Consider the following 26,625-nt stretch of genomic DNA (forward strand, 5'->3'; position numbering starts at 1 on the left):
CACGTCCCCCTACATCACGCGACGGGCCTTCATTCCGGACTGGAGGGGAGCTTCCTTCACGACATCACCGGTCGTCGGAGCGTGAACCATCTGACCGTTACCGGCGTAGATTCCCACGTGACCGGGACCGCTCGCCTCCCACCCTCCGAAGACCAAGTCCCCGGGCTGAGCCTGGTCGATCGGGATCTCGACGCCGACCGTCCATTGCTGTTCCGAGGTCCGGGGGAGTGAGACCTTGCCCGCGCTGGCCGCATAGACCGCGTAGGACGTCAGGCCGGAGCAGTCGAACCCACCACCCGTCGGTCCTCCAGTGCCACCGCCGCCCCACACGTACGGCGTACCGAGATACTCCCGCGCCGCACTGACTACCTGCGCATTTCCGCCCGTCGTCGTGGGGACGAACCGGCCGCGTGAATTCGGATTGGTAAAAGTCGCACGAGCTGCGGTGATCTTGGCGACGTAGTTCTGGGTCTCGGCGTACGGCGGGATTCCGTTGAACTGCTGAACGGCGCCGGGGCCGGCGTTGTACGCGGCGAGCGTCAACTCGATCGGGTCGCCCGGGATCCCGGACACGTCCTGGTGAAGTGCGCACATGAACTCTGCCTGCGACATGACCGCATCGCCGATCGAGTTGGGGTCGATCTTCCCGTCTCCGTCGTGATCCTTGCCCCACGTCGCCCACGTACCGGGCATGAACTGAGCGGGCCCCATCGCCCCGCTGGGCGATACAGGGGCGCTCGCTCCGTGGCGGAATCCGTTCTCCTGCTGGAGCTGTGCAGCCAACAGAGGAGAGTCGATCTCCGCGCACACACTCCCGGCCTTGCGAAGCCAGGGCTCGAACTCGGCCGGCACGATGTTGAACGCCAATTCGCCGCCGCCGGCCACACCGAAGCCAGCGCAATCGGCCGAGGATCGCGCCGAAATGATCTGCACATTGCTGCTGCTCGCGACATCGGCGACCGGGGCACCGCCGTCGCTGCTCTGACGAGCGATGTCAGGAAGGACACTGACGGGGTCGAGGGCGGTCCCGCCCTGCATCTTTCCGCCTTCCCAATACTCGAAATGCAGGTGAGGCCCTGTCGACGAGCCCGCGTTTCCGATATTGGCGATGTGATCGCCGGCCTTGACGTGCTGGCCCGTCTTGACGAGGACACCGTCGGCGAACATGTGGCCATAGACCGTGCTCACAGGCTTGCCGCCGACATTCGAGTCGATGACCACCCAGTTCTCGAACCCGACGCCCGGCCCCTCCCCGGACGATCCCGCTGCAACGACATTGCCATCGAGGGCAGCGAGGATCGGCGTGCCGACGGGGCCGGCCAAGTCCACCCCGCGGTGCTGCGCGTTCCAGCGCTCACCGAAACCCGAGGTGAAGGTAGCGGTGCCGGGCTTGACCGGCATCTGAATCGGCCCGGCCACCGCCAACTCTGCACCGCCAACGGCCGGCGCACCGTCGCCATTGCTCGATCGGGAACCGCTGTCACTGCTCGTCGAGGTGGCGCTGCGGCAGGCATCGCGCGGAATGACCGGCGCTCCCGCAGAACATGCAGAGGTACCGACGACGACGGACGCAGCGCCGACCAACAGAATCGCCCGCTGAAGGCTGCTCGTCTTCACAGTCCACCCGGAATCGGGGTGTCGAGGTCCGGGATCGGAATCGGACCGGGCACCGGGGTCGGCGCATCGGCAGTGGTGGGCGCCGGCTCGTCGAGATCGCGAGTCGGTGTCGGCGTGGACGTGGCAGGAACCGACGACGAGGACGGTTGCGGCGCTGTCGTTTCGGTCTGTCGTGTCGTCGACGGCGATGTGCTCGGCGTGGCCGTGGACGTCGCCGGGGTGATTCTCTCGACCTTGGACAAGTCCAGCGTCGGAAGAGGGGATCCGACCACCCACCGCTTGCCTCCGCTGGTCTCGTCGACAGCGAGTGAGATCCGCATATCTCCGGCTTGCGTCGGAACGGTCACCTCAGCGGTACGCGCACCGTCCGGACCGTCCGAGAGAGTGCTGACCGTCGGGCCGGTGATGACAACGGGTGTTCGTGGCCGCGCAGCCACGACGTACTCACCAGGCTTGGTGGATGTGTAGCGCCCGATCGCGCTGGTCCACTTCGCATCCGAGGCGGTGATGTTGACGAACTCTCGTGCGTACGCCATCGCGGTTGCCGGCGCGTTGGCTGCCACCCAGGTTGCGCTTTTGGCGGCCACCAGAGATTCGCTCACCTCAAAGAGGTCGTAGCTGATCGAATCCGCCTGCGCGACAGGTTCAGTGGAGGTCTTTGATTCCTGCGCTGCCGTGGCAGGTTGTGGGTTCTCTCCGAACACCGCGCCCAAGGCGAACAGAAACGCCATAGCGGCGATCACGGCGATTGCCAGATTGGTGCGGGAGTAGAGCACCCACCGGCGGATCGGCGCGAGGACAGGATTGGTTCCCGACTGAGACATCAGATGTACCGGTCTCTCGTAGGTGTCTCTCGTGTGGTCGTGCCGGGCGCAGCAGCGTTCCAGACCCGCGCGCTCGGTGCCGAACTCGTCGACCGATTGCGGGGGGCTGAGGGGGCGGTCTGGCTCGTCGAATGCTTGTCGCGGGCGGGCGGTGTGTAGACCTTCATCGGTGCGATGGCTGAGCGGTCACCACCGTCCCAGCGTTGTCCGACGCTGGCGGTCAGAAGATCCTTGCGCGCCTTGCGTTCTTGGAGCTGGCTGTTGACCTCGTCCTGGTCGAGGATTCGCCACGCACTCGCGCCGGCCCTGACTGCGCGGTCGGCGTCTTTGCTGTCCACGCCTCCCTTGGCGCCGTTGCCTCGCGCCAGGTCGCGGCTGGCGACAGCCGCAATCCCGGCGATTCGTGCATCGCGTTCTGTTGCGGTGTTGGCCGCCTGACCCAGACGACCTGCCCGGCCCAGGCCCTGCGCCTTCCGGGCGTCTGCACGGGACTGCGTCAGTGCCTGTTGTCGACGGTTGTTGAGCGCGCGGCCTTCCGGTCGAGCCACTGATGTCGACGTTGCATCTCCCGAGTCGTCCTCGGCGCCACGTCCTCCGCGGCGGGCGAAGCGTTCGGCGGCTTTCTCTGCGATGGCCTGTGTCGGCCCTCCGACCGCGAAACTCGCAGCGTTGAATGCCTTGTGTTTGAGGGACTTCTTCGCGTTGCGGGCCTTGCGGTTGACCATGCTCGCGCTGTTCTGCGAGAACGTCTGACTCATGCGTTTGAACGGACGCATGATTGCCCAGCAGACGACGGTGAGTATCACCATGAACCACAACCGCCAGGACCCGTCGACCGAGCCGTTGGCGTTGACGTACAGCTGGACCAGAGCCATCAAGTACAGGGCGACGATGACGGACCCGGCGACGCCCCACATGTAGGCCGTGCCGAGCATGCGCAGGATGCGGGCAAGCCATCCGGCGGCAGCGATCGCAAAGGGAATCCACACGGGGGAGAACAACACTGCAAACCGGATCGACAGCAGCGCTACTAGTTTCAGGAGAGATGCGCCGATCCACAGCAGCGCCGGCATGCTCATCTTGATCATGGCCATGAAGCCAGTGGACGTGCGGCCGGAATCCTTACCTTGGAACTGGCGATAGGAAAGCTGATAGTCCGAGTCCAGTTTCTCGACGATGTTCTCGAACTTGTCGGCTTTCTCCTCGGCGAGTTTTTCCTGTGCCTTCGGATCGTCCTTCACTTCTTGCTGCTGCTCGTAGGTGAACGCCAGAGCGTCTCGTAGATCTGGCCCGAGCTTGGCGGTGTCTTCCGGGTCGTAGTTCGTGCCAAACCAGCCCTTGCGCCAGTCCGGGAGGAAAATCTTGTCGATCAGTACGTTTCGCGGATCGGTGCTACCTCCGGCCAGCGTGCCGCCATCCGACGAGTCACCGAACTGCACCGAGAAAATCTGATCCTGGGTCTCGGTGATCAAGGAACCGAAGGTGTCGTCTGCCACCTCGAGTGCCTTCTGGGGAGCGCCGACCATCAGAGCGCCGAGAGCCAACCCCGCAGCCGCGATACCCACAGTTTTGGTGACGCCGGCAGCATCGGCGCGCAGTGCCTTCCACAGGATCATGGCGGTAACCAGAATCAGAGCGATTCCCAGCCACTCCCCGTAAATGCCCCGCATGCCTTCGGTGATCGCGAAAACGATCTGATCGAACTTGCCCAATGCCGATTCGACGCCGGCGTCCTCAGCGGCCTGCCCGGTCTTGGTCTGGTCGTCGAGCCAGAACGCGGCGGCTGCCATCGACTTGCCGATCGTCAGGAAGGTGTTGCCCAACGTGGTGTCGCCGACAGCGCCGGGAGCGCGGACCAGGTCTTCACCGCAACCGAGGTCGTAGGTGTGCCACTTGAGCCCAGCCCACCCATACGTTTCGTAACCCGTCCCACCCGAGGACGAACGTTCAGCGCTGGTCGAATCGAACGTGGTCTCGAGGACCTCGTTCGGAAACTCCGGTGACGGAACGTCCTTGCAGTCGAAACCGCCGGCGGACGCGATGCCACCACCGAATCCGATCAGGGAGACGGACGCGAGTATCAACACCACCAGAACACGCCCCACAAGCCCCGTACGCCACCCGGAACGGCGCGATGCCGTAGACCTCCCGGACTGCACGCTCCGGCGCTTCAGCGGGCTCATACCGCCGTCCCCATCGCTGTGCGAGTGGCGCGAGAATCGAGGGCCTCGAAGACGTGCGACATATGCACGAAATGCGTCCAGTCCGAGCGGATCAGTTCGATGTCGTCGGCCATCTTCACGATGAAGCGGCGCGCCTGGTCCAAGTGCTCGGTGTTGGTGTCCTCGTCGAGGGTGTCCTCGCCGCCGCCGCCGAGATCAGCCAAGAGCGCCTCGTAGCCCTCTCCGGCCGGAAGGTTCAGCAGTTTCAGCGCGCCCTCGATGGCGTGAGCGTTGCCCCCGAGGTCGCCGATGATGACTTCGTAGGTCAGCGCTGATTTGTCGTCGCTGCCATCGACTCCGAGGTAGTCGTCGGGAAGCTGCGAGCACACCAGCGCACGAACCTTGAACTTTCGGCTGTCACGCGCAATCCGCAGGTTCAGCGTGCGGCCGGCACCGGTCTGTTCGAGATATTTGTTCTCGTCGAGGAAGAGCACCTTGCGCTCGTAACGCGGCAGCTCGTAGACGAGACGGTTCGCAAGCCATGCAGCCATGTGCATCAACGGCCCAGCCATCCGCTGTTGCGGAGTCCACTGCGAGGCATCCGAGCCCAGCGGCGGAAGTTGCAGACCAGGCATCGTCAGCACCGTGAGGCGAATCTTGTCGTTGACGAAATCGTCCACGTCGCCGACCGTTCCCTCCTCCGGGAACAACACGCGGGCCTCTGACAGGTCGGACATCATGGCCAGGTCCTGGTGCACGCTCTTCGCGCACGAACGCAGATCGACGTTGTCGTCATTGCGGCCGATGAGGTCGATAGCAGCGAGAACCTCGCGCAGGTTGTGGTGCCGCTCGCCGCCGACCATGTTCGCTGCCGTCTGGAGCACCGTTTCGGTCCACTCGTGTTCGAGTCTGGCGGGGGTGAGCATCATCTTCAGGACCGATACCGCCACCGAAATTCGCTCGGCAGCCGCGGCCCGCACATCGGCGTCGTACTGCCCCTGGGCTGCGGCCACCGGATCAGGGTCGTCTTGGTAGTCGACGCTGTGCGGGTCGTACTCCGGGTCATCGCGCCGCGGATCGAGGATCACCCGGTACGGGTTGAGCGAGCCAGGACGTGAGGTGCGGCCGGTGAGTGCCTGGACCTCCGCGATGCCTCGAAACTCGGGCAACTGGGCGAGCTTTTTGAGCGGGCCCGAAGGGTCGAGCACGACGCCGTAAGCACCGGCGCGCACCGCTTGGTAGACGAGGACACCTGCGAGGAACGTCTTACCCGATCCGGGCACTGCGACGATCGGGGTCAGGCCCGACTTGTGCTTCTTCTCGTGCGCGGCGAACAGATCCCACACCGCCGGCCGCGGTGCGATCGACGCAGTCTGACCGACCACGACACCAGTACGGTCGCCGATGCGGTCACCGACTGCGGCCATTCCGGCAGAGAGAGCTTCGACGCTCATCCGCCGGCAGTGGGCGATGTTGGCCAGCGGCTCACCCGGAATGAACTCGCGTAGGAGCTGGTACTGGCCGTGCTCTTGTTCGAGGCGGATACGCGGCGCGTACATCTCCTGCAACATCGAGACCTTTTCCTTGGCCTCTTGCGGTGTCGAACCGACCACGAGAACCCGGTACCAACCCTCGGTGCGCACCGACAAGCCCGAGTGATCTTCCTCGATGTCGGAGATGACCTGCTGCGCGCGTGCGTGCTGCTCGGCCAGTTCCTGCGGCGGGACCTGATCGTGCTCGATTGTGTAGTGGTCGAACTGTGCTTCGATCTTCGACGTCAACCGCCGAAGTCCCCGCACCGTTTGGCTCTTGGTCTTGAGCTTGATCCGCTCCGACCACTCCAGCGGTTCACCCGATGGGTCGCCGAGCACCTGCCACGGCAGCATCTTTTCCGGGATGGGGAGCGGTGCCATACGCCCGACGGTGAGAACGATCGCGTATCCGGTGTAGTCCCGACCGCCGACCTGACCGCGCACCGTCGTGTAACCGTCACCGGGAGTGAGAGCGAGGTTGGTGAGGTCTTCGAGCGTCGCGACGTCGGATTCTTCCCAGTTGCCCGCACCGGCGATGATTCCGTCCGCGTCCAGTGGCAGGCCGAGCGATGCCGATCGCAACAGCAGGTAGTCCATCTCAGCCGGTGTCGCGGGCTTGGCGTTGACGCCTTGGCCGGATAGATGCCGTTCGATGGTCGCGAGGTGATCGGCGATCGCTTTCTGCTCGTTGAGGAACGCATCACGCGCCCACTTACCTACGAGCTGAGCGATCTTCCCCAGAAGCGGCACGTCGATCACCGGAACAAGCCAGTGGCCGAGCCAATCGAGCCCTTGCGCCATCGCAGAACGCGGAGGCAACTCGATGCCCCAGTAGCGGCCCTTCTGCGTGGGGTTTCCCCACAGCATCGCGTGCTGCTGCCCACGCAAGTAGTCCGCCCACGACAGCGCGCCGGGGACGTCCGGAATCGGTTCGGCCCATGCATCATGCTTCTGCGCCCACTGGCGCACCGGCCAGGGCGTGCGCACGAGGCGTCGATGCATCCCCGTCACGCCGGACTCGGCGAGGTTGGCCAACACCATGCCCTCGTTCTGGATGTAGCGCTTCTGCCTACCGACCGGACGCATGTTCCACGGGCCGGGCGGCTGGACGAACCATGCAGTCGATTGACGGCGCGTCCGGGTGACGTTGCCTTCCACCCCAACCAGCTCCAGGCGCACCGTTTTGCGGTCCTTGTCGGCGCGCTTCTTCGCCGCAGCGGTTTGCCGGCTGAATTCCCCGTCGGTTGCGGTCTTCTTGGTGCGTTTCTTCCCGCGTCGTTTGCCCTTTCCAGCGGGTGCCGGCTCTGCTGGCGGTGTGGGGGAAAAGACGGGCGCGGGCGTTGTGATTCCAATGTCGGGAGCCTGCGACCAGGCCAACTCCCGGGGCGGTGCAATGGCCGAGGTGTCGGAGTTCGCGGCAGTCGCGTTGGGTGTGCGATTTGCCGCCATTGCTGCCGCCCACGAGGGAGGCAAAGCACCCGGCGGGACGATGGCCGGTTCGGGCTCGTCGAAGTTCGGATCGAACAGTGCGGCGATTTCGTTGTCGGGTTGCAAAGTCATCGGGAGGACTCACCTTCGATTGGTGTAGCGGCGTGCTTGCGTCCAGAGGCGCTGGAGATGGCGGGGAGGCGAAGCGTGACGGTTTGGCCGGCCTTCGGTGGGCGCGGTGCGTTCAGGTCGTTCCACGCCGCTCGAACCACGGATCGGACCGGGCGATCCGCGTTGACGACCTTGGTCACTTTCGCGGTCAGCACCACGACGATTCCGATCACCACCACGAGGGATTTGAAGCCGAGCGGAATGTGCACGATGCCGCGCGCGATGACGAAGACGATCACCATGAGGGCCGCTCCGAGTCCGAGCGCTGCATAGCGAATTCGGAACGGCAGGGTGAGCCCGGTCGGACCGAGGTAGTGCTGATCTACGCGGTGAAGCAAATCGTCGTTGTCGATCACGGTCGGCGTTCCTTCGCTCGTTGGGTGGGTGGGTCAGACGACGTCGATGCCGAACAGGCCGAGGATCCAGTTTCCGATGCCGGTCGCGGCGTTCTCGCTTTGGGCGATACCGAGAAACGCCAGGCCCACGAGGGAGAGGCCACCGACGGTGAAAACCTTCGAGAGGTTGCCTCGCAGACCGCCCATCAGGACGACGCAGGCGATCAACGCGAGGATCGTGAAGACGATGTTGTCGCCGATCCACGAACGCACACCTTTTGTGTTGACATCGGTTTGTTGCGCGAGCACATCGACGGTTCCGGGCGAACTGGTCGCCAGTTCGAGAACAGTGAACGTGAGGGACATGAGCACACTCCATTGTTGAGTTCGTTCTGTGCATCTGAATGTGGATGCGCGCGACCGTAAGTCGATTGCGGTTTTGATCTCAACGGGGTGTCTGCCACTGGAGGGGCGATTCGACGACGTTCTCCGGCGCTGCGGCGGTCAGAAACGGTCCTCCGTGGGGTTGCACGCGTAGCGGTTGACCGGGGACTGTGCAGCATCTCACTAGGGATTCAGCAACCGCGCTGTGCGCGAAAGAGATTCAGGTCGGTGTTCAGGCACGCGAAAAAGCCCCGCACAGTCGTGCGGGGCTTGCGTTTGTTATCCGATGTTGGGAGACGTCGCACACAGGTCCGATGGAATCCGAAGCGAAGCGGTCGATATGACGCGCTGACAGCGCGTCTCGTGATCGCGTTGTCGGGGCAGTGGCCGAAGGCGGTGAGAAGAAGGTGGTCGACATCTGGGGGAAAGGGGTACGCCGGGAACGCGCTCAGATGCGCGGTGAAAACAGCGTCGGATTCAGAACCGATATTCGGCGGCGATTTCGAGCGCTCGGAAAAGCGCTCCTCGGACCCATCCCCTCCGGGGCCACTCCCCCCCGGCGTTCCTTGGGGGGGAGTGTACTTCAGAATTACGCTCAGCGCCAACGCATTTCGCAACGCCCATGTCGAACGCTATATGCACCGCTCGACCTCGCGCACCGAGGACCGTTCACCGTTCATCGGTCGATACGGGTTCGGTGACGCTCACCGTACCGCTGGGAGCGCCGAACATTTCAGGCGCTCGCCACGCTCGTTGGAGCGCTGAAATGAGCGGTCGAAAGAGCGTGGGAAAACACCGCTCAACAAAGCGTTCGAGACGCTTCGAGGTAAACGCTCTTCCGAGCGCTCGCGAACACGGCCCACCGCTCTCCGATGGAGCGCCGCGCGACCACCGTGTTCAACCGTCGACGACAGCGCCGCACGTGCGGTCTGCCGAGCGCTCATCGTGGCGTGCCATCGAACGCGTTGGTAGCGGCGGCAACTGAGTGTGATCGGAAAGCGCGGAGGAAAGGGGGGACACCCCGTTGAGAAAAGTTGGGGGTTTCTGTCACTGTGCACGCAGACGCCACCCGGACGGCGTTGCGAGAACGTCGACACGAGCGAAAGGCGCAGGCGGTGAACGGAAATCAGGACCCCCTCAAGGACTGGCTGGTATCGACATACCGTGACGTCTTTGGTGATCCGAACAACGGCAATCAAGTAGGTGAAGACGGCAAGCTGACGCGCATCGGCCGTTTCACTCCGTTCTCGCCGTTCGTCGCCGTTGTCGCGGGCGTAGCTCTCTACGCTCCGCGCATCATGTCGGCAGTCGGCAACGAGACGGTCGTCGACGTGCTGGGCAAGGTTCACGGCTACCGTGTTCTGCTCGTCGTCGCCGCCGCTGTACTCGTTGTCTGCGATGTTCTGAGATACCGCACACACAAGTGGACTCAGATGCTCGAATCGGTCGTGCGGCAGGGCACCGGCAACCTCCCGAAGAAGACCACCGTCAGCTTCCCTCCGGGGACACGAGTGATCCGCCGCGCAACGATCAAAATGCATCGCGGCACCGTGATTCGGCCGAAGCAATTCGAGGAGCTGTCCCGCGCGATCGAAGCGGCGTTCCCCGGCAGTGCGAAGTGGGAGGTCAAGGTCCGTCACGAGGCGCACCAGGACCGCATCGTCGTCCGGCGGGAAACGATCACCCCGGACACACGCTCGGACCGCCAGAAGGTTCTCCAGTCGGCGCTCGAAAGCGCCTCGATCTTCAAGGACCCGAAGGTGACCGTTTCGGCACGCGATCAGGAAGGCGTAGAGACCGGATACCGCATCTCCTACGAGAAGTCGATGAACGCTGGCGCCAAGGGCTTTCAGATCAAGGTCGAGGAAGCTCTCGCCTCACTCGCGGGTCAGCACGAGTCGGGCCGCAACTGGACCACCGATTGGTACCCGGACAAGGGATACCTGACCATGCGGCTCGTTGCACCGATGCCCTCACGCGTCGATCACCCGCTCGATCTGGTCGACGAGAACCTGCGGCACCTGCCCTATGCGACCGGCATCGCCGATCGGACCATGTACTGGGACGTATCCACCAGCTCCAACAAGCCGCACTGCTTGATCGTCGGCCCGACCGGTGGCGGTAAGACGTCGGTGATCCGCACCCTGCTCACCGAAGCGGCGCGGCGCGGCATCCCTTTCGTCGGTGTCGATCCGAAGATGATCGAACTCGACGGGCTCGAGGGTTACCCCGGCTGCGGCGCGATCATCTACGACGCGCTCCGCGCAGCGATGTTCGTACGTGCCTTGCACACCGAGATGATGGCCCGCAACGCCTACATCCACCAGATGAAGATCGAGGGCTCACAACTACCGCTGATGATCGCGGTCCTGGACGAGTTCTTCATCCTCTCCGGCAAGTGGCAGCGACTGATGAAGACCGGCGACGACGAGACCAAAGAACAGCTCAAGACCCTCGACCCTCTCGGCGCATGGGCAGACCTCGCCGTCCTCGCCCGCTCCGCCGGTATCCGCCTACTGCTCGGCGTGCAGCGCCCCGACGCGTCATTGTTCGGCGGCGCGTCCGGTAACGCCCGCGACAACTTCGGCACCCGCATCAGCCTCGGCAACCTCTCCCAAGACGGTGCACTGATGATGTGGGGAGACTCCACAGTCGGCCGCGAAGTGGACGCCTCCGTCAAGGGTCGCGGCATCGCACTCGGCGACGACGGCAACCCCGTCGATGCCCAGATGTGGTGGACCCCGAACGTGGACCGTCACCCCAACAAATGGAACCAGCTCGCCGCGAGCGAGAAGGACATCATCGAGGGCCTCGCTCCCGCTGAAGCTCCACAGTTCACCTGCTACTCGTCGGAGTTGGCTGCGTTCATCGAATCCGAACGCGCGCTGGCCAAGCGAGCCCGCAAACACGGCAACGCACCCGAACCGATCGTGATCGGTACCGGCGACGACGAGAACAGCGCTGCACCAGCTCCGGATTCGGCCGCAGAGTTCGTCGCAGCCGCCAAACCCGAACAGCCGATGGACGACGACTTCGCGGACGTCATTCCCGCATCTGCTGTCGAAGCCGGAATGACCGTGCTCATCGACGACGAAAACGGCGAACTCGTGCCCGTCACTGTCGACTCGGTCGATGTCTCCCGCAACACGAAGGGCGACGTCACCAAGACGGTCCTGACCGTCGGTAGCGGACGCGTGAAGACCCGCATCACCTTCGACCCGACAGGAGTCGTCGTCCTCCCCGAACCCGACGCCGCAACAGCGCCGGTATGACCCCCTAGTTGTCCGCTTCAACCCCACCGAAAGGAACACCAATGACCCGCCGTATCTCCCAGTCGATCACCCCGACCTCCGAGGACGTCGCCGCATTGCGCGGACCGTTCGTCGCCAAGGGCGCAAACGACCCGATCATCAAGATGCTGAGGGACTACTTCAAGGATTCGGCCCCGGCATGGCTTCCCAAGCTCACCGAAGAGCAGGAGCTGACCAGCGAACGACTCGCAGAGATCCGCGAAGCCTCGACCAAGAAGCGCATCGTCATCGAAGCTCTGCCCGAAGGCAGCGCCCGCGACAAAGCGCTCGCCGAGCTGGACGCGACAGACGCCGTCGTTACGGACATGGACAACGCATTGGCCGGCGCCAGTGCCTTCGGAGTCAGCTAACGATGACGACGCTGACCGTAAATGTCGAGATCACCTCCAAGTCCACCGCCCGCGCAACTCTTCCGGACGTCAATGTCGACCCGATGGTGCTGGAAGCGACCGAGGCCAAGACGCTCTCTGCGGTGGTGCACGAGTTTCTGTCCAACATCGCGAAGGAACAGAACTCGGCCGTCGAGGTCGTCTACCAAACCGGTAAGGACACCAGGTTCCTGACGGTGGGCCCGGACGGCAAAGCGGTAGAGCGTGCGCCGAGCGCACCCTTGCCGATCGTTGAGAGCCCGATTGAACCGGCGGTGGAGACCCACTCTGCACCGCCGGTCGGTCCGGTCGTCGTAGCCGCTGAGCAGATCGCATACGAGACGGCCCCTCATCCCGTCTCAGCGCCCGCTCAGCCGAAACCGCGACCGATCCCTGCCCCTGCGCCTGCGCGTTCGGCAGAACCGATTACAGGACCGCTGACCGGTCCTCTGCCGACGCTGTCGCAACTGTCCGCGCCGCGCACCAACGCGGCGGAAAGTGAACCCGCACGGCTCGGTGTCCGGGGTCGTCTCAATGCCGTTCTCGGACTCAAGCTCGTACCGAAGTCGGACTCACCCGAGATGCGGTTGCGCGGTGCCCAGTCGACGATCGCTCGCGCACTCCCCGAGGGCGCGATGATCACCTTCGCCAACCTCAAGGGAGGCGTCGGAAAGACCCCGATGTCGATCAGTTTGGCGGAGGCGTTGGCCGAGCACCGCGGACCCGCAACTGTCACCTGCCTGGACCTGGGTGAGGTCGGTGGCAGCTTCGCTGATCGCGTGGCTGTCCCGCCGTCCGTGGACCAGGACGTGGTCAGCCTGCTGGGCGCTGTCGATGCCGCCGCATCCGATGTCCCGCCGTCCCGTGTGAAGCGGTTTCTGACTCGCCAGCCCGGCGGGTCGGACATCATCGCCGGGAGGGCGGGCGTCGACGCAGCGTTGACCTACGAGGAATCGGAAGCGCTCGGCTCGATTCTCGGTCGGCACCGCGATGTGCTCGTCGCCGACACCGGCAATTCCAGCCTCTCGGCGAGCTGGCAATGGGCGATCCGGGCATCGCACGTGGTCGTCGTTCCCGTCCCGCTGCGGCGCGACGCGGCAGTGGCGGCGCAGCGCACGCTCTCGGCGATCGCGGCGGTTCGTCCGGACGTTCTCTCCCACACGATCGTCGTCATCACTGACGGTCCGGGAGACGCACCGATGGTCGAAACGGAAGCCGTCGACGCGTTCTCCGCGCTCGGTGTCGCGGTGTGCCGGATGCCGTTCGAGCCGTTGTTCGCATCCGGCGAGCGCATCGCGCTGAGCCAGTTGCGACGCGAGACACGGGACGCGTTGACCGTGCTCGCGGCCAAGGCCGTCGACCTGATGGCGGGTGCCGTGGGCTGATGCGCTGGCACCGCCCACACCGGGCGTGCCCGTCCTACTTCGATCCGTTCGACGAAGATCCCCGGCCCTCTGAGGCCGAACCCAGATGAAAGGCGATGCTCGATGAGCAACGACATCACTACCGGTAACCGAGCTGCCCGCCGGAATTCGGGTGGTCGACACCGCAAAGTTCAGCGCCAGGCGACGAGCGCGTTGGTTGTCGCCGCAGCCCTGTCAGCCGGGATTGTGTTCGCACCGATGGCGAATGCAGCTCCGACGCAGGGCGGCACGACAGGCGGCGGCACTCAGGGCGGAACGTCGACCCAGGCTCCGCCGCCGGCCCCCGTTCAGACGGTCCCCGAGGCCCCGGCAGAACCGATCTACTGGACGGCCCCGCCGGTCCAGCAGCCCACGTACGTACCCAAGCCGGGTTACGACTACGGCAACGGTCAGTCCGTCCCGCAGCAGAACTACGTGCCCCCGATTGATCCTTCGACCTTGCACGCACCGGTGTGGGTCGAACCGGCCCCGATGTACATCGCGCCTCCCAAGACCCTGATGATCGGTGACTTCCACTTCAACCAGCCGAACTGGCTCACCGACGAGGACCTCGAGCGCACCAACAACACCTCCGAGCTGATCCGCTCCGGTGTCTCGACGATCTACCGCTCCGTCGGTGTCGAGCCGTCCCGCGCTGACCGAGTCGCTGCGGGTCAGATCACCGGCACGGTGGCGGGAGCAGGTGCCGGCGCCCTTGCGCTCGGTGTGCCCGGCGCATTGCTCGGCGGAACGATCGGTGGCTTGCAGGGTGCCGCACTCGGCGGCGTGATTCCGCTCCCGATCCCGATCCTGCCGGAGGTCACCACAGGCGTCGCCGGAACCGCGATCGGCGCCGGTATCGGCGGGCTCGTGACGGCCGTGCCCGGCGCGATCGGCGGCGGCGTCATCGGATTCGCCGCAGGCACCGCCTTCGGTGCCGGTGACGACGAAGGCCAGCCGATCGAGGTTCACCTCCCCGACGTCGACCAGCCCGTGATCACCACCTCGACCGAAGACACGCTCTCCAGCTGGGAGCAGTCAGGCCCTGTCGGTCAGGGTGCTGCCGCCGCAGTTCGTGACGTCGTCGAGGTCGCTCCGTCCATCGACCAGCAGGCCCGTGACTGGGCTGCCGAGCAGCCGGGTGGCCAGCAGGTCGTCGAGGCGATCGACAACACCCTCGAAACGTTCTTCGACGGTTCGGCAGGCACCGCTGCACAGCTGATCTCGACCGCATTCGGCCAGGGCGCTGGAGCCCCGGCCGCTGTCTGACCCCTGAAAGGTGGGCGCACACCATGAAGCTCAGTAAGCGACCCCAACGGCACCCCGCTGTCGTCGACCTTCTCGGTGGCACGCCCACCACCGCTCGGCCGGGCGGAGCTGCAAACGCAGCTTCGCCCGGCGGCTCGGTGGCCCCGAAGCCCCTGGCTGCGCCCCAGATCGCTCCAGGGGCGGAAAGCCCGCAGGACCCGCGACGGTGGAACAAGAAAGCCGTTATCGGTGGTGTAGCCGGACTCGCGGTCGTGGCAGTGATCGCCGGAACCATGTTGAACGGCGGCGGAGACCAACCCGAGAACACCGCAGCCGCGTCCACCACCACAGAGTCGGAATCGGACACCCTGCCGATCCTGGACCTGCCCGAGACGAGCACCACGCCCACTCCCGTATCTTCCGAGGTCGATGACGAATGCCGCGCTGACCGTGGGGATCAGAACAGCGGAGCGGGCGTGATCGCAGCGTGGAACCACGCCTACTACATCCAGCGCAACGCAGGCGCTGCCCGCGCACTGGCCACACCGAATTCCTCCGTCGTACCGGCCGACCAACTTCAGGGGTTCATCGACTCCGTACCCGTCGGCACCAACTACTGCATGCGCGCCAAGGCCCTGTCCGAAGACGTCTACCTCGTGGATCTGTCCGAGCTACGACCAGAGGGCGCAGAGCGCATCACCCAAACCGTCACCACCAAAAAGATCGACGGCAAGTGGTTCGTCGACGTCTTCAAATGACCGGACTCGCTAAGGAACCCCGAATGTCTCTCTCACACAACACCTTCACCAAGACCGCTGCCGTAGCTGCCGCTCTCACCGCCGCCGTGGTCCTGGTCGCGTGCGGAAGCGACGATTCCCGCGAGGCCGCATCGGTGAGCACCTCGACCAGCGGCACCATCGTCACCGACACCAGCACAGACCTCGGCAGCATCGTGATCGGTTGGGGCGAGCAACATTCCGACACCGAGATCACCACACCCAAGCCCGAGGACGTCACCGCACGCTGCACCGGACGCGGCGACGACCTGGCCGTCGACATCACAGCACCTCATGGATGGAAGATCCACGCAAAACACGGATCCCAGACACTCACCATCGAGAACACCGACCAGAATCTCCCCAGCGAGGACATCGACACCACCAACAAGTTCCTTGACGTCCTCCAATCCGTCGACTGGACCGAGACCGACCAGCTCGACATCGCAGCGACCACCGATGCACCTGCCGACTGGAAGGCCACCCACAGCGGACGCGTGTATCTGTCAGTGCATGTCGACTGCCGCTGACCAGCGAAAATGACACGTCCCCGCGCCTACTGACCTGACCGGCTCAAGCACTCGCAGGGATCGAACGAAAGCGCCCCCGCTCCGAACTACGGAGCGGGGGCGTTGCACTATAAAAAGCCCTATTACCAGGGGAGATGACACGTCCCCGGCAGGTAAGTTCCTAGATGGGGTAGGAGGGGGAAGGCGCCGGCCAATTCACCTGCGGAAGATCCTCGACACGAAGACAAGCGGAGGTGTCAGAGGTCATTTCCATCACGGTCACCCGGAAAAATTCATTCGGTGTCGGCATCTTTCGTGCGTCGCCGAGTTTTACGCAGATCGGTGCGCGCGCCGCGACCTGGCCGGTTCTCGGCCCACTTCTCGATTTCGGTGCGCTTCCACAGCGGCGTGTTGCCGATCTTTTCCACAGGTTTCGGTGCGTGGCCACGGGCGACGTAGGAGTGGAACGTCATGGGTTTGATCTCGTCGCCGGTGAGTTCTTTGAGTAGGTCAACGGACTGTTGGGCAGTGAGGCGGTTCGGGTTTGCCATGTTCTCGCCTTTCGGTTCTCGGGGCACTGCCGTCGTCGGTGTGCCTGTTCTCTGATGTCAGAGACTTTACATACCTGCATTGCTTTGTAGAAACCATTGGCGGGATCGCTCGACAGCTCACGGAGTTGCAACAATGCAAATGGCTATTGTAATGTTGTGTTCGGAAGTTGCGTTACTGGAAAGGGAATCGAATGTTGATGTTCTTTGCTATCGCTGCACTAGCGGTACTCCTCGTCTGGAAGATCGGCGCACCGATTGCCCGTTTCGGTGGCGCACTCATGGTGGTCAGCTCGTTGGTGTTCATCGTCGCCGGAGATCCGATCGGACCCCGGTTGGTCGTGCTCGTCGCCGGTGTCGCGCTCTGGCTGGCCGGTCACTTCCTTGCCGCCTACAAGGCGCGGTGCTGGCGTTCACGCCTGGCGGAGAACCTCGTCGTCCACACCCCGCTGCGGTACATCGACCCGGTTAACGGCGGGGAGTGCCGCCAGAATCGACGTGAGGCCCGCAGCGAGGCCGCTGAGCCGGAACGCGAGCCCAGCGACGAGGCGCGGCGACCTCGGGTCGACCACTTCGCCGAGTGGGAACGCGAACTGGACTCCGACTCTGCCCCCGCCCCGGTCCAGCCTCGCCGCCCCGCAAACAGGCCCACGGCACGCGCGCGATCTGCACGGCCCTCGCGCGGTGTCGTCTACGGCAAGCGCGCCGCCAAGCTCGCGGCCACTGTCGCCACCCGCACCGTCCCAGGTGCCCGTATCGCCCGCTCGGCGCTGCGGTTCCTGCGCTGACTCCAGGGCCACCTCTGCCCAAGCTCTGACCGAAAGGACGGACCGCGTATGTCCGTATTGACCATCACCCACACTCCCGCAGACGGCACGCTGATCGACGGCACCGCGAAAGGTGACGGCACCGGTGCCGTGTTGAAGGCCCAGCGTTGGCGCTGGTCCCGAAACATCGGCTTCTGGTACGTCCCGCAGTCTCGCGACCGTGCACCCAAGCTCGCCCAGATCAGGGCCACCGCCACCGCGCTGCGCGTTGCCGGGTTCACCGTCGAGCTCGACATCGACGCCAGCTACCGGACCACTTCGGAGGTCGAGGCCGACAAGATCGCCCGTCAGGCCGACCGTGTAGCCGCCCTCGACGCCAAAGCCGATCGCAGAGCCGGTGACGCCGAAACTGCATGGAACGCCGAGCGGGCCGCGTACCGGGCGCTCCCCGAGGGCGGGGAGCCGATCAAGATCGGTCACCACAGCGAGCGGCGACACCGCAACGCGATCGAGAAGGCATGGAACAAGTTCGGCAAGGCGGTCGAAGCCGAGCGTGAGGCCACCGCAGCTCGTGGCCGTGCCGACGCTGCCTCGACGACCACCGACGCCCGCTACGGGCCGATCACGGTCGCCCGCAGGATCGAGCGGCTGGTCGCTGACATGGCCAAGCTCGAACGCAGCCGCGACGGTTACACCAGGACGCTGTTCACCAACCAGCAGACCGGGCAGAAGCAGGTCGAGACCCACGGGGCCGCTACCGGCGCCTATCGCGAACAGTTGCTCGTCGAGATCGACCACCTCGCCGACGAGATCACCTATTGGAAGGCGGTCCGCGAGCAGCAGATCGCCGACGGGAAGGTCACTCCGTACAGTCGCGACGTTGTCGTCAAGGGTGACCACGTACGCCACGGGGGTAGCTGGTACGAGGTGGTCAGAGTCAATGCGAAATCGGTCAGCGTCATGTCCCGCGTGGGCGGAGACTGGACCGATAGGTTGGCGTACAACGCGATTCGCGGTCTGCGCACCAGCAAGAGTGAGCCTGTCACTGTCGTCGACGGGCAGCGTGTCGTCGAATCAGGTGCCGCTTGACCGGTCCTTCGCGTTGCGAAAACATGCCCTGAACTCCACAGATGACACGTCCCTTGCGGTAGCCGGCCCTCGCTGAGCAGTGATGTCGAGTATCGAGGCAAGTCCTCGGTGCTCGACTTTTTCGTTGCGCCGAGCATTCCTCGAAAACATGTCTCTACCTGCGTCGATGACACGTCCCTGGGGTGGCGGAGGCAGTTGGTGCGGCATTCCCGGACTTGCAACTATGCAATACAGTTTTGTATAGTTCTGTTTGTTGAAATCATCTGATCAAGGAGCAGCAACATGGCTAAAACAACTGTCGCAGAATTGATTACCACCATGATCACCGGCGAAACGATCCGAAAGGGCGTCGTCGAAGTTCTCGACTTCACGATCGACGATGAGCGCAGAATGCGCCTCGACGTGATCCTCGAAGGCGGGCGGCGGATGAGCGATGTCGATGCGCTCGATGTCTTCCCCCGCGTGGTGGCACCTGTCGCCGTCGCAGCCTGAGCCTGACTCGACGTATCCGAACCATCCACTCGCACACAGGAGGTCACCCATGACCGGAACTGCACTCGACACGCGGACAGGATTCACCACCGTCGTCGACGGTGTCGACGCGCTCGTCGTCGGCTACGTCTACAGCTCGCCCGGGCACCCGCGCCCGGGTAGTTTGATTCAGCCGTTCGCCGGTGCGGACGTTCCGGCGGGGGAAGCGAGCGCAGCACCGCTCTACGCCCTCGTCTCGGTGGTCTGGGCAACCCCGGTGACCACGATCGAGAGCGACGGCACGGCCGTGACCAGGCACGTCAAGGGATGGATCGGCACCCCGCAGGGCATCACCTGGTACCTGTATCCCGCCGTCCACAACCCGGCGCTCGGGCTCTGCACCCTCGAATTCGATCGCAGCTACTCGGCCAGTGCCGCCGAGGCCGACCTTCCTGTGTCTGTGCAGGACGCCGTACGCGAATGGGGCTTCGGCGGTATCGGTGGCGTTCCCGCTCGGGTTCAGGTCTACAACTTCCCCCGGTAGACCACCCGGTGGAGTTCGAGAGCCGAATTCAGCGAAGCTGTCCCGTCCCGTCGTCCGTTACCCGAAAGGAACTGCATGCTCACCCTCACCCACGCCGCCAAGCGGGCCGTGCTCGTGGCAGCGGTGACCGGCGTTGCTGCTCTTCTCGCAACGCCCGTCACCGCGAGTGCCGACACGATTGATTCCGGCGTACTCGCCCGTGTACCTGCCGAATTCGCGCCGTGGATCCACGCCGCTCCCGCCACGTGTGCCGCCGCGCAGATCACCCCCGCATTCGTGGCCGCACAGCTCGAAGCGGAAGCGGACTTCGACTCTGCTGCGATCGGGCCGCTCGGTCAGGCGGGGGCGGCTCAGCTTTTCCCTGTTGTCGCCGCCGAGCTGCGCGACGACGACGGGAATGGACTCGCGTCGCCCTTCGACATCGGCGACGCCGTTCATGCGCTCGTGCGTATCGACTGCCGTCTCGTCGACGAGCTGACCGCCGCAGGGAAGCCGACCGACCCCGAGGCCATCGCGGCGGCATACACCGCAGGTGTCAGCGACCATATGGACCTGCCCGCAGTGCGCGAGTACGCGCGAAGCGTCCTCGACCGCATCTAACGCGGAAACGAATCAGCAGGGCCCCCCTCGTCGGGGAGCCCTGCTGTGCGTTCCGGGCACGCTGGCGCGCCAATCTACGGACGCCGGTCCTCCGTAAAGCCGCAGTTCGGAGGATTGCAACATCAAAAGGATTGTCAATTGACAACTCATCGGTTACGATTGGGTTGTCAATTAAATAGAGAGGTGCGAAGATTGCCACAGAGATTCAGAGGAATCGACCAGGACACGAAGGTGATCCTGAAGGCACTCGAGAAGGCCGGATTCGAGATCCGCGCCACGAAAGCGGGTCACCCGATGGTCTACAAAGACGGTCAGATGATTACGACGTTCTCGAAGACGGCTAGCGACCGTCGGGCCGTGAAGAACGCACTGGCGCAGATCAAGCGCCAGACCGGGTTCCAGTGGCCGCCACGCTAGTGGGTGCATGAGAAAGGGTCGGGGATGTAAGAGGCATCCCCGACCCGGACTCATTCAATCAAACCTCGCACCGCAACAGAAAGGATCAAGACCAGTGACCGCACAGCCGTACAACGTCGTCGCCGAACTCGACGTACCGTTTGACGAGGAAACCGTCGAGCAGTTGATCGACCCCATTGTCGACTACGGCGGTGCAGTGGGGCGTTCTGAACTCGGCCGCACCGAAGTAGTTTTCACGCTGCCCGCCGACTCCGTCCGCCAGGCCAACACGACCGCGTTGGCGATCCTCGAGCAGTACCCGTCGACGCTGTTGTCGCTGCGCGTACTGACCGCCGCCGACTTCGACCGGCTCACCGAAGCGGCCGAGCTGCCTCCGCTCGTATCCGTCAGCGAGGCCGCAGAAGAGTTGGGCGTGAGTCGTCAGAGCATCTTGAAATCCATCAAGTCGGCCAAGCTCCCGGCTACCCGCGTGGGCGACACCTGGGTGGTCCGGGCGGCGGTCGTACAGGCGCGAGCACGCGAAAGCACGAAGAGCACATAGGGGTTGAAAGCGAGAGGCCCGGCCTGCGTCACGCAATGACGGCTGGACCGGGATTCTTTGGTCAAAACATGCTGTGAGCTGGGCAGACGACATGTCCCTGAGGTGGGAATTGTCTCCGCGCCCAAAGTGCCGGCGCTTTCTCGGCTTCCGTCTGATCCGGGAACTACTTTCGGGTTGACACTTTGCAATAGTCTTTTGTATAGTTGTGTCACACCGACGAAGGGAGAAGGACATGGAAAACACCATCGAAGCAGCTCAGGCGCGTTACTTCACGGCCGTCACGGAGGGCGATCACGACGAGTTCGTGTCCGCCAAGGTTGCGCTGGTGGAACGCTCCACCGGCCGCAAGTTGAGTGCGGAGGAAATCGCCTACATCTAGGCGAAAGCGCAAGGGCTCCACCGCAAGCGGTGGGGCCCTTTTGCTGTTCCGTCTGCCGGGGGTGCGCCTGAATTGCTCCCGTTCCGGCGTGTCTCGCGGGTTGAACTATGCAAAAGTCGTATGTAAGGTTAGTGATGTTGGAACGACGAAAGGAATCACTCATGACAGTCACCGAGCAGGCATTCGTACATCCCTCCGAGCAGGCCGAAGCGCGCGGAACTCACTACATCGAAGAGGGTGTCCGGGTCTACCTGATGCGCGACCTCAGTGGCACCGATACGTGGGTCGTCGACCCGTCATCCTTCGGTGAGTCGCTGTGCTCGGATTACGAGGATCTGGAGAACGGCAACTGCCTTTGCGGCAAGTCTGACGAATGTGAAGCGATCAAGGGTCGTATGGCGATGGCCAATCTCCCGGACGGTGAAGAGCTGATGCACATGCTCGCGGACTCACTCGGCTACACGGTCACCAAGAGCTGATCCGCACACGTCGGGGCCGTCACCTGGACGGCCCCGACGTGCTCGCCCACTCACCCTCGATCGAAGGAAAACCAATGACCAAGACATTCGCTGCCCAGATTGCAGAAATCCGCACCGCCGCCCAGCTCGTCGCGTACGTCAACGCCGACAGCGACGATCTGCCGCGTCCGGAGGTCGATGTGACCGACCCGATCGAATCGCGCGCTGTGCGCGCTCTCAGCGTGGTTTCTGCCCTCATTCCGTATGTCGAGGAGGCTGCGCCGGACGACAATTTCGAGTCTGCGATCTCCGACCTCGTCGGTGACCTGCGGCATCTCGCCGACCACCTCGGCGTCGACTGGGGTGCAGTCGACCGCCGGGCCGCGAAGTATTACCGCGAAGAGTTGGCGCTCACGACCGACGGTTGCCTTCCCGATGCGAACGACGCCCGCACGGCTCCCACGCTCGAACTCGTCGTCGTCCGCGATCCCGACGGAGGGACCGACGTCGATGCATTCCTCGACGGTGAACCAATCATCGGCACCGAGTACACGCTCGACGCAGGCGCAGGGGCCGATTGGAACGGCTGGAAGAGCACTCGCGACGAGAACCTGGCTGCCGCATCACCCAACGTCCGAACTGCGCTGATCGCGGCCTATGACGACCCGCCCGGCGGTCAGTACATCGAAGGCCGCGAGCATGAACCCTGGGTCTAGCCGAGCCAGTAAAAACAGGCCCTGAACAGGCAAGACGACACGTCCCGACGATTGCTCACGCGGTGAACTCGACGAGATGAACAAGTGTGGACCGGCCCGCAGCAACCGGGCCGGTCCACACGGTCATTGTCGGCCATCGCCGAAAACGCCACCCGCCCGGCTCCGTCTCCACGGAGTCGGGCCATTTTTATGCCTTGACCAGGCAAGACGACACGTCCCGCGTCTGGGCGTCGCGATCGCAGGTTAGGGGAAGCGCAACTACCGCTTGAACTTTACAAAAGTCTTTTGTAAAGTCGGACGTGTTGAAACGGTGAACTCGCACCGGAAATTCCCGCCGAATCTGGTGGAAGAGAAGAGGTTCAGATGACGAACACGGTGACAGCAGTCAAGATCGACGTGAATGGGCAGGCGACGATCGTCGAGTTGCAGGCCGACGGGCAGGGGGTAGGCAAGGCGTTCCGTGAGGCGCTGGACTGCCGCAACTTCGACGTCGTGCGATTGGCTCCCGGACTTGATATGTGGATCGACGACGAGGGGCTGTTCACGGACAACCCGGAGGTCAACCGCGTCGCGACCCGCATTGCCAGGTCCTACGGCCTCCGCTGGCAGCCTTATGTGGGAACGGTGGTGTTCGCCTCCAGTGACCAGGAAGGCGAAACTGGGAGTCTCTCGGAGGATCAGGTCGCCGCGCTGGTCAACACCGCCGACTTCGGGGGGTTGCTTGTGCTCGATGCCTCCCGCGACGCCGCCAACGGCACGGGGGTAGTTGCGTAATGCGAACTGTGACAATCGAATGGGTGGAGGTATCCACTCATCAGGCAACGGTGAACGTAACCCCGGACTTCGATCCGGAGCGCGCTGACCTTGCCGACGCTCTCGCGGCACTGGACGGATTCGTCGGCGTCGAACGGAACGAAATCTCGGTGACGGTCCTCGACGCGTTCGATTCCACCGCCGAAACCTTCGCGCCGAGCTGACGCGCAACCCTCCGCAGCACCTCGAGATGGTGACCGGCCCGCAGCAACCGGGCCGGTCACCATCTCGGGCGCCCGGAGCTTTAGGACCTCTGACCTGCGGAAACGACACGTCCCGCGTCTGGCGATCCGTCCGCCCTCATTCGCCTGAAGCTCGGGGCAGATCCTGATTTGCAACTATGCAAAAGTTGATTGTATAGTTACGGAGTGTTCGGCGATGAGGACCGCGGAGAGCAACCCGCCTTCGCGAAGCTCCAATCATCTTGACGGGCAAACGCATAGCCGAGCCAAACCCATCCGATCACCTCCAGGAGGAAATATGAACACCTACGCTGTCGACATTCAGGCCGCTGCCGCAGTCGCCCCCTTCAATGTCGCCGTCACCGCGCCGGAAGGCTTCGATCAGGCCGTGCGCCGCGCGCTCCGCAAGCTGGAAGACAGCGGCGCGCACCGCGTTCTCGCGGTCCGCCCCAACCCTTCCGAGTACGACTCGCACGCGTACGAGGTCGAGGTTCAGGCCACGGCGGGAGTCGAGTTCAAGGACGACGTCTTCACCGTGAACGTCGCCGCGCCCGAAGGCTTCGACCAGGCCGAACGCCGCGCGATCCGGAGGGCCGTGCAGCGAGCCGCTGAATGGAATGCAGAGAACGCCGGTGAGAACCTGCCGCACCGTCCGGAGAGCAAGAGCGAGTACCGGGTTGTGTCGATCGGTTTGACCGTCTGATCGAAAAGGTCCGGCCCGCAGCAACCGGGCCGGACCTTTCCAGTTTGCGTGGTCCAGAAAGGCCCCTCACCGTCCGGTGAGGGGCCTTTTCGGGTTCTGTGGTGGTTCGCGGTTATTGGTGGTGGATGAGGTCTGGGAGGGTCTGGGCCCATTCGACGGAATGATCGGCATGCGTGGCTGCTCGGTTTATGGTGCCTGGGTGATGTCATGCGGGGGAGGGACGCGGTGGCGTCGGTGGGTGCTGCTCGGTGTTGGCTTGGTGCTGGTGGTGGGGGCATTCGGTGCCTTCGCGTTCCTGGGGGTGGGGCGGTCTTCGTATGAGCTGTGCGCAGCCGATTCCGTTGTGGCGTTGGAGGGTGCGTCGAGGGTGTGGCTGCCGGTTGTCGGATCCTCGTGTACCTATGCGCCGTCCTACGACCAGCGCGTGGTGATGGTGGTGTTCGATGGTGCGGCGTCGGTGATCGCGGTCGTCGGGTGGGTGTTGATGGGTGCCGCGCTTTATTCGAGGCGGCGACAACCGCCGTCTGAACCCGCGTGGTCGATGCCGGTCGATCGGGGATAGAGGCGGGTTTTCGTCGCGTGCGATGACGGTGGTGCTTCTTCGCCGATAGATTCGGACCATGACACTGACCGATGCATGGCAGGCCTATATGGACGTCCTTCGAGACTGCGCACCGGTCACGGCCGCGGCGGTGCGTGCGCCTCGGGTTCTGGCGGAGCGGGAGGCCGCCGAAGGCGCGACCGCTTCATGGCCGGAGGAGCTGCGCGAGTTCTTCTCTCTGCACGATGGACACGCTTTCCGTTCGGAAGACGATGAATTCCTCGGTGAAATTCTGCCGGGGGTCGAACTGTTGTCACTGGAACAGGTGGTCACACGGCACAAGCTCTGTCGTGAAATGTTGCATCCGATCGACTATCTCGGGCCGGATTGGCCCGCCACGGTTCGATCGCAGCATGCAGGGGAAACGGCTGAGATGTTTGTCCCTGCCTACATTCCGTTCGCTGAGGACGGTGCCGGAGATTTTCTCTATGTCGACACCCGCGAGGGCGAACAGCAGGGATGCATCCGCTATTTCGCGGCGGAGGCAGCGGACGAGGGCGGTCCCCTGTTCGGCTCCCTGACCGAGTACGTGGATTCGGTTCGCCGAAGCGTCGAGTCCGGGGACGAGCACTCGTATCTGGTGCCGTCGGTGACCGAGGGGGTGTTGGCGTGGGATGTCGACTTTTCCGATCGACCTCCGCTGCCGCCGCAGCCGGATCCGACGCCGCTGCACCTTCCGTTCCCACTGAGTGACTTTCAGCCTTCACTGATCACTGCTGATGACGACCTCGTCGACCTCGATGTCGTCCGCGCCGCTGTCCTCGACACCGCAAGGTCCCTTCATCCTGGTGCGGAGGTGCAGGGCGGGGAAGTGGTTTTCCGGCGAGTACCACGCCAACGTGGGGTGACGATGAATTCGGTCGTCCAGGTAGACGGTGACCCCAGGTTCTATCTGACGATTGTCACCGGAGTCGGCAATGAAGTCCTCGTGCACGAGTTGCCGCCGGGTGGCTTTACATTCATTGTTGACAACTGACGGCGGTGCCGTGATTCCTCGGCGCATGTCTGGGTGTTTTTGCGCCTTTGACCTGCGGTGATGACACGTCCCCGGTTCGCGTGGGGTGTGTGGATGTCGGCGAGGGGTGTGTGTGGTTGGTGTGGGTGGGTTGGGTGTCGCGGTTTTAGGGTTTGACCTGCGGTGATGACATGTCCCTGGGGTGGTTGTTGGGGGTGTGTGGGGCGCCGGCGTTTTTGGGTGCCGGCGGGGGCCGGCGGGGTGTTCGGATTGGGTGGTGTGGGGGAGTGGCACCGGGGTGTTGGGGGCTCGTTTTGGCTGTTTTTGAATGTTGTTGTGTGTCAGTAGGTTTCGGTATTCGATTGGTGTTGGGTTGGTTTCGTGGGTTTTGCACGGTGGTGTTTTCGTCAACGTCGAATGTTGTTGTGGTGGTGAGTGTTTCGGTGTTTCGTGTTTTCGGGTTGTTTTGCGGTTTGGTGGGCGGGGGTGTATGATTGGGAGCATGATGATGACGAGGCAGTGGACGCGAGACGGGGCGTTTTTCGTGACCCTTCCCCTCCTCCCCAGCCTCGTTCGGGTGTCGGGTACCGGTTCAGACGTTGCGATGAATTCGATTGGTGAGAAACAAGATTCGGAATTCAGAGGAGCGAAGCGACTCGATCGACGGCAACGGCCCTCGACCCACTGCGAGCCGCGCAGCGGCTCCCTGGCGGGGAGCGCAGCGACTCGCTCCCGTCTCCCGACGCGAAGCGTCGGGAGGAGCGCCGCGGAAC

Annotated in this window: 29 protein-coding genes; 21 read left to right on the top strand and 8 right to left on the bottom strand. The window is 63.9% G+C overall.

Translation table 11 applies throughout. The features are described from left to right. Positions 1–9 precede the first annotated feature (9 nt). The 6 genes from ASU23_RS02760 to ASU23_RS02785 are packed head-to-tail and all read right to left on the bottom strand — an operon-like array spanning position 10 to position 8,435. The gene (locus tag ASU23_RS02760; protein ID WP_058037154.1) at positions 10–1,617 is read right to left on the bottom strand and encodes a peptidoglycan DD-metalloendopeptidase family protein; all 1,608 of its coding nucleotides are present in this window, start codon (positions 1,615–1,617) and stop codon (positions 10–12) included. Beyond that, positions 1,614–2,441, bottom strand: a complete 828-nt coding sequence (locus tag ASU23_RS02765; protein WP_058037155.1) for a hypothetical protein — start codon at positions 2,439–2,441, stop codon at positions 1,614–1,616. The genes ASU23_RS02760 and ASU23_RS02765 overlap by 4 nt, the downstream gene beginning before the upstream one ends. Further along, positions 2,441–4,624 carry a hypothetical protein gene (locus ASU23_RS02770; protein ID WP_082661297.1) on the bottom strand — a complete coding sequence of 728 codons (2,184 nt, stop codon included), beginning with the start codon at positions 4,622–4,624 and terminating at the stop codon, positions 2,441–2,443. The genes ASU23_RS02765 and ASU23_RS02770 overlap by 1 nt, the downstream gene beginning before the upstream one ends. Beyond that, positions 4,621–7,695 (bottom strand): ATP-binding protein, encoded by a 3,075-nt coding sequence (locus ASU23_RS02775; protein WP_058037156.1) that lies wholly within the window; start codon positions 7,693–7,695, stop codon positions 4,621–4,623. Before ASU23_RS02775 ends, ASU23_RS02770 begins: the two co-directional genes overlap by 4 nt. Continuing rightward, complete coding sequence (locus ASU23_RS02780; protein WP_058037157.1) at positions 7,692–8,090, bottom strand: hypothetical protein; 399 nt, start codon at positions 8,088–8,090, stop codon at positions 7,692–7,694. The genes ASU23_RS02775 and ASU23_RS02780 overlap by 4 nt, the downstream gene beginning before the upstream one ends. A 33-nt stretch (positions 8,091–8,123) precedes the next feature. After that, a complete protein-coding gene (locus tag ASU23_RS02785; protein ID WP_058037158.1) occupies positions 8,124–8,435 on the bottom strand; it encodes a hypothetical protein in 312 nt (103 codons plus the stop codon). Positions 8,436–9,568: 1,133 nt separating this feature from the next. Here ASU23_RS02785 and ASU23_RS02790 point away from each other — a divergent pair. From ASU23_RS02790 to ASU23_RS02815, 6 genes are all read left to right on the top strand, one after another. Beyond that, complete coding sequence (locus ASU23_RS02790; protein ID WP_058037159.1) at positions 9,569–11,725, top strand: FtsK/SpoIIIE domain-containing protein; 2,157 nt, start codon at positions 9,569–9,571, stop codon at positions 11,723–11,725. A 41-nt stretch (positions 11,726–11,766) separates the two neighbouring features. Continuing rightward, positions 11,767–12,114 (top strand): hypothetical protein, encoded by a 348-nt coding sequence (locus ASU23_RS02795; protein WP_058037160.1) that lies wholly within the window; start codon positions 11,767–11,769, stop codon positions 12,112–12,114. Between the two features lie 2 nt (positions 12,115–12,116). Next, a complete protein-coding gene (locus ASU23_RS02800; RefSeq protein WP_058037161.1) occupies positions 12,117–13,517 on the top strand; it encodes a hypothetical protein in 1,401 nt (466 codons plus the stop codon). A 102-nt stretch (positions 13,518–13,619) separates the two neighbouring features. Further along, a complete protein-coding gene (locus tag ASU23_RS02805; protein ID WP_058037162.1) occupies positions 13,620–14,804 on the top strand; it encodes a hypothetical protein in 1,185 nt (394 codons plus the stop codon). Between the two features lie 23 nt (positions 14,805–14,827). Further along, positions 14,828–15,541 carry a hypothetical protein gene (locus ASU23_RS02810; RefSeq protein WP_156423066.1) on the top strand — a complete coding sequence of 238 codons (714 nt, stop codon included), beginning with the start codon at positions 14,828–14,830 and terminating at the stop codon, positions 15,539–15,541. Between the two features lie 23 nt (positions 15,542–15,564). Then, positions 15,565–16,089, top strand: coding sequence for a hypothetical protein (locus tag ASU23_RS02815; RefSeq protein WP_058037180.1), 525 nt, complete (start codon positions 15,565–15,567; stop codon positions 16,087–16,089). 272 nt (positions 16,090–16,361) lie between these two features. Here ASU23_RS02815 and ASU23_RS02820 read toward each other — a convergent pair whose 3' ends face one another. Continuing rightward, positions 16,362–16,619 carry an AlpA family transcriptional regulator gene (locus ASU23_RS02820; RefSeq protein ID WP_058037163.1) on the bottom strand — a complete coding sequence of 86 codons (258 nt, stop codon included), beginning with the start codon at positions 16,617–16,619 and terminating at the stop codon, positions 16,362–16,364. Between the two features lie 197 nt (positions 16,620–16,816). Between ASU23_RS02820 and ASU23_RS02825 the strand changes: the two genes are divergently transcribed. The 15 genes from ASU23_RS02825 to ASU23_RS02885 all read left to right on the top strand — a co-directional run bounded on the left by ASU23_RS02825 (position 16,817) and on the right by ASU23_RS02885 (position 25,873). Continuing rightward, entirely contained in the window at positions 16,817–17,404 is a 588-nt protein-coding gene (locus ASU23_RS02825; protein WP_253741159.1) for a hypothetical protein, read from the top strand. A gap of 48 nt (positions 17,405–17,452) precedes the next feature. After that, on the top strand, positions 17,453–18,472 hold the full coding sequence (locus ASU23_RS02830) for a DUF3560 domain-containing protein (protein WP_058037165.1): 1,020 nt from the start codon (positions 17,453–17,455) through the stop codon (positions 18,470–18,472). 282 nt (positions 18,473–18,754) lie between these two features. Beyond that, on the top strand, positions 18,755–18,964 hold the full coding sequence (locus ASU23_RS33795) for a hypothetical protein (protein WP_156423067.1): 210 nt from the start codon (positions 18,755–18,757) through the stop codon (positions 18,962–18,964). A 49-nt stretch (positions 18,965–19,013) separates the two neighbouring features. Beyond that, complete coding sequence (locus ASU23_RS02835; RefSeq protein ID WP_058037166.1) at positions 19,014–19,487, top strand: hypothetical protein; 474 nt, start codon at positions 19,014–19,016, stop codon at positions 19,485–19,487. A 75-nt stretch (positions 19,488–19,562) separates the two neighbouring features. Next, positions 19,563–20,087: a lytic transglycosylase domain-containing protein gene (locus tag ASU23_RS02840; protein ID WP_058037167.1), complete on the top strand. Its 525-nt coding sequence runs from the start codon at positions 19,563–19,565 to the stop codon at positions 20,085–20,087. Between the two features lie 231 nt (positions 20,088–20,318). Further along, positions 20,319–20,504, top strand: coding sequence for a hypothetical protein (locus ASU23_RS02845; RefSeq protein WP_076949232.1), 186 nt, complete (start codon positions 20,319–20,321; stop codon positions 20,502–20,504). Positions 20,505–20,598: 94 nt separating this feature from the next. Then, complete coding sequence (locus ASU23_RS02850; RefSeq protein WP_058037169.1) at positions 20,599–21,045, top strand: helix-turn-helix domain-containing protein; 447 nt, start codon at positions 20,599–20,601, stop codon at positions 21,043–21,045. 232 nt (positions 21,046–21,277) lie between these two features. Next, the gene (locus tag ASU23_RS33800; RefSeq protein WP_156423069.1) at positions 21,278–21,424 is read left to right on the top strand and encodes a hypothetical protein; all 147 of its coding nucleotides are present in this window, start codon (positions 21,278–21,280) and stop codon (positions 21,422–21,424) included. Between the two features lie 161 nt (positions 21,425–21,585). Then, positions 21,586–21,903, top strand: a complete 318-nt coding sequence (locus tag ASU23_RS02855) for a hypothetical protein (protein WP_156423070.1) — start codon at positions 21,586–21,588, stop codon at positions 21,901–21,903. Positions 21,904–21,977: 74 nt separating this feature from the next. Continuing rightward, positions 21,978–22,598, top strand: a complete 621-nt coding sequence (locus ASU23_RS34650) for a hypothetical protein (RefSeq protein ID WP_253741161.1) — start codon at positions 21,978–21,980, stop codon at positions 22,596–22,598. 363 nt (positions 22,599–22,961) lie between these two features. Next, the gene (locus ASU23_RS02865) at positions 22,962–23,372 is read left to right on the top strand and encodes a DUF3846 domain-containing protein (protein WP_058037171.1); all 411 of its coding nucleotides are present in this window, start codon (positions 22,962–22,964) and stop codon (positions 23,370–23,372) included. Continuing rightward, positions 23,372–23,575, top strand: a complete 204-nt coding sequence (locus ASU23_RS02870) for a hypothetical protein (protein ID WP_082661298.1) — start codon at positions 23,372–23,374, stop codon at positions 23,573–23,575. Before ASU23_RS02865 ends, ASU23_RS02870 begins: the two co-directional genes overlap by 1 nt. 316 nt (positions 23,576–23,891) lie before the next feature. After that, the gene (locus ASU23_RS02875; protein ID WP_058037173.1) at positions 23,892–24,296 is read left to right on the top strand and encodes a hypothetical protein; all 405 of its coding nucleotides are present in this window, start codon (positions 23,892–23,894) and stop codon (positions 24,294–24,296) included. Positions 24,297–24,417: 121 nt separating this feature from the next. Continuing rightward, positions 24,418–24,858, top strand: a complete 441-nt coding sequence (locus ASU23_RS02880) for a hypothetical protein (protein WP_156423071.1) — start codon at positions 24,418–24,420, stop codon at positions 24,856–24,858. Between the two features lie 58 nt (positions 24,859–24,916). Further along, on the top strand, positions 24,917–25,873 hold the full coding sequence (locus tag ASU23_RS02885) for an SMI1/KNR4 family protein (protein WP_058037175.1): 957 nt from the start codon (positions 24,917–24,919) through the stop codon (positions 25,871–25,873). 571 nt (positions 25,874–26,444) lie between these two features. Here ASU23_RS02885 and ASU23_RS34435 read toward each other — a convergent pair. Then, the coding region (locus ASU23_RS34435) for a hypothetical protein (protein ID WP_216637110.1) at positions 26,445–26,625 on the bottom strand (181 nt) is incomplete at its 5' end.

It is taken from the genome of Rhodococcus sp. KB6 (assembly GCF_001445685.1).
In the GTDB taxonomy this organism is placed as follows: Bacteria; Actinomycetota; Actinomycetes; order Mycobacteriales; family Mycobacteriaceae; genus Rhodococcus_F; species Rhodococcus_F qingshengii.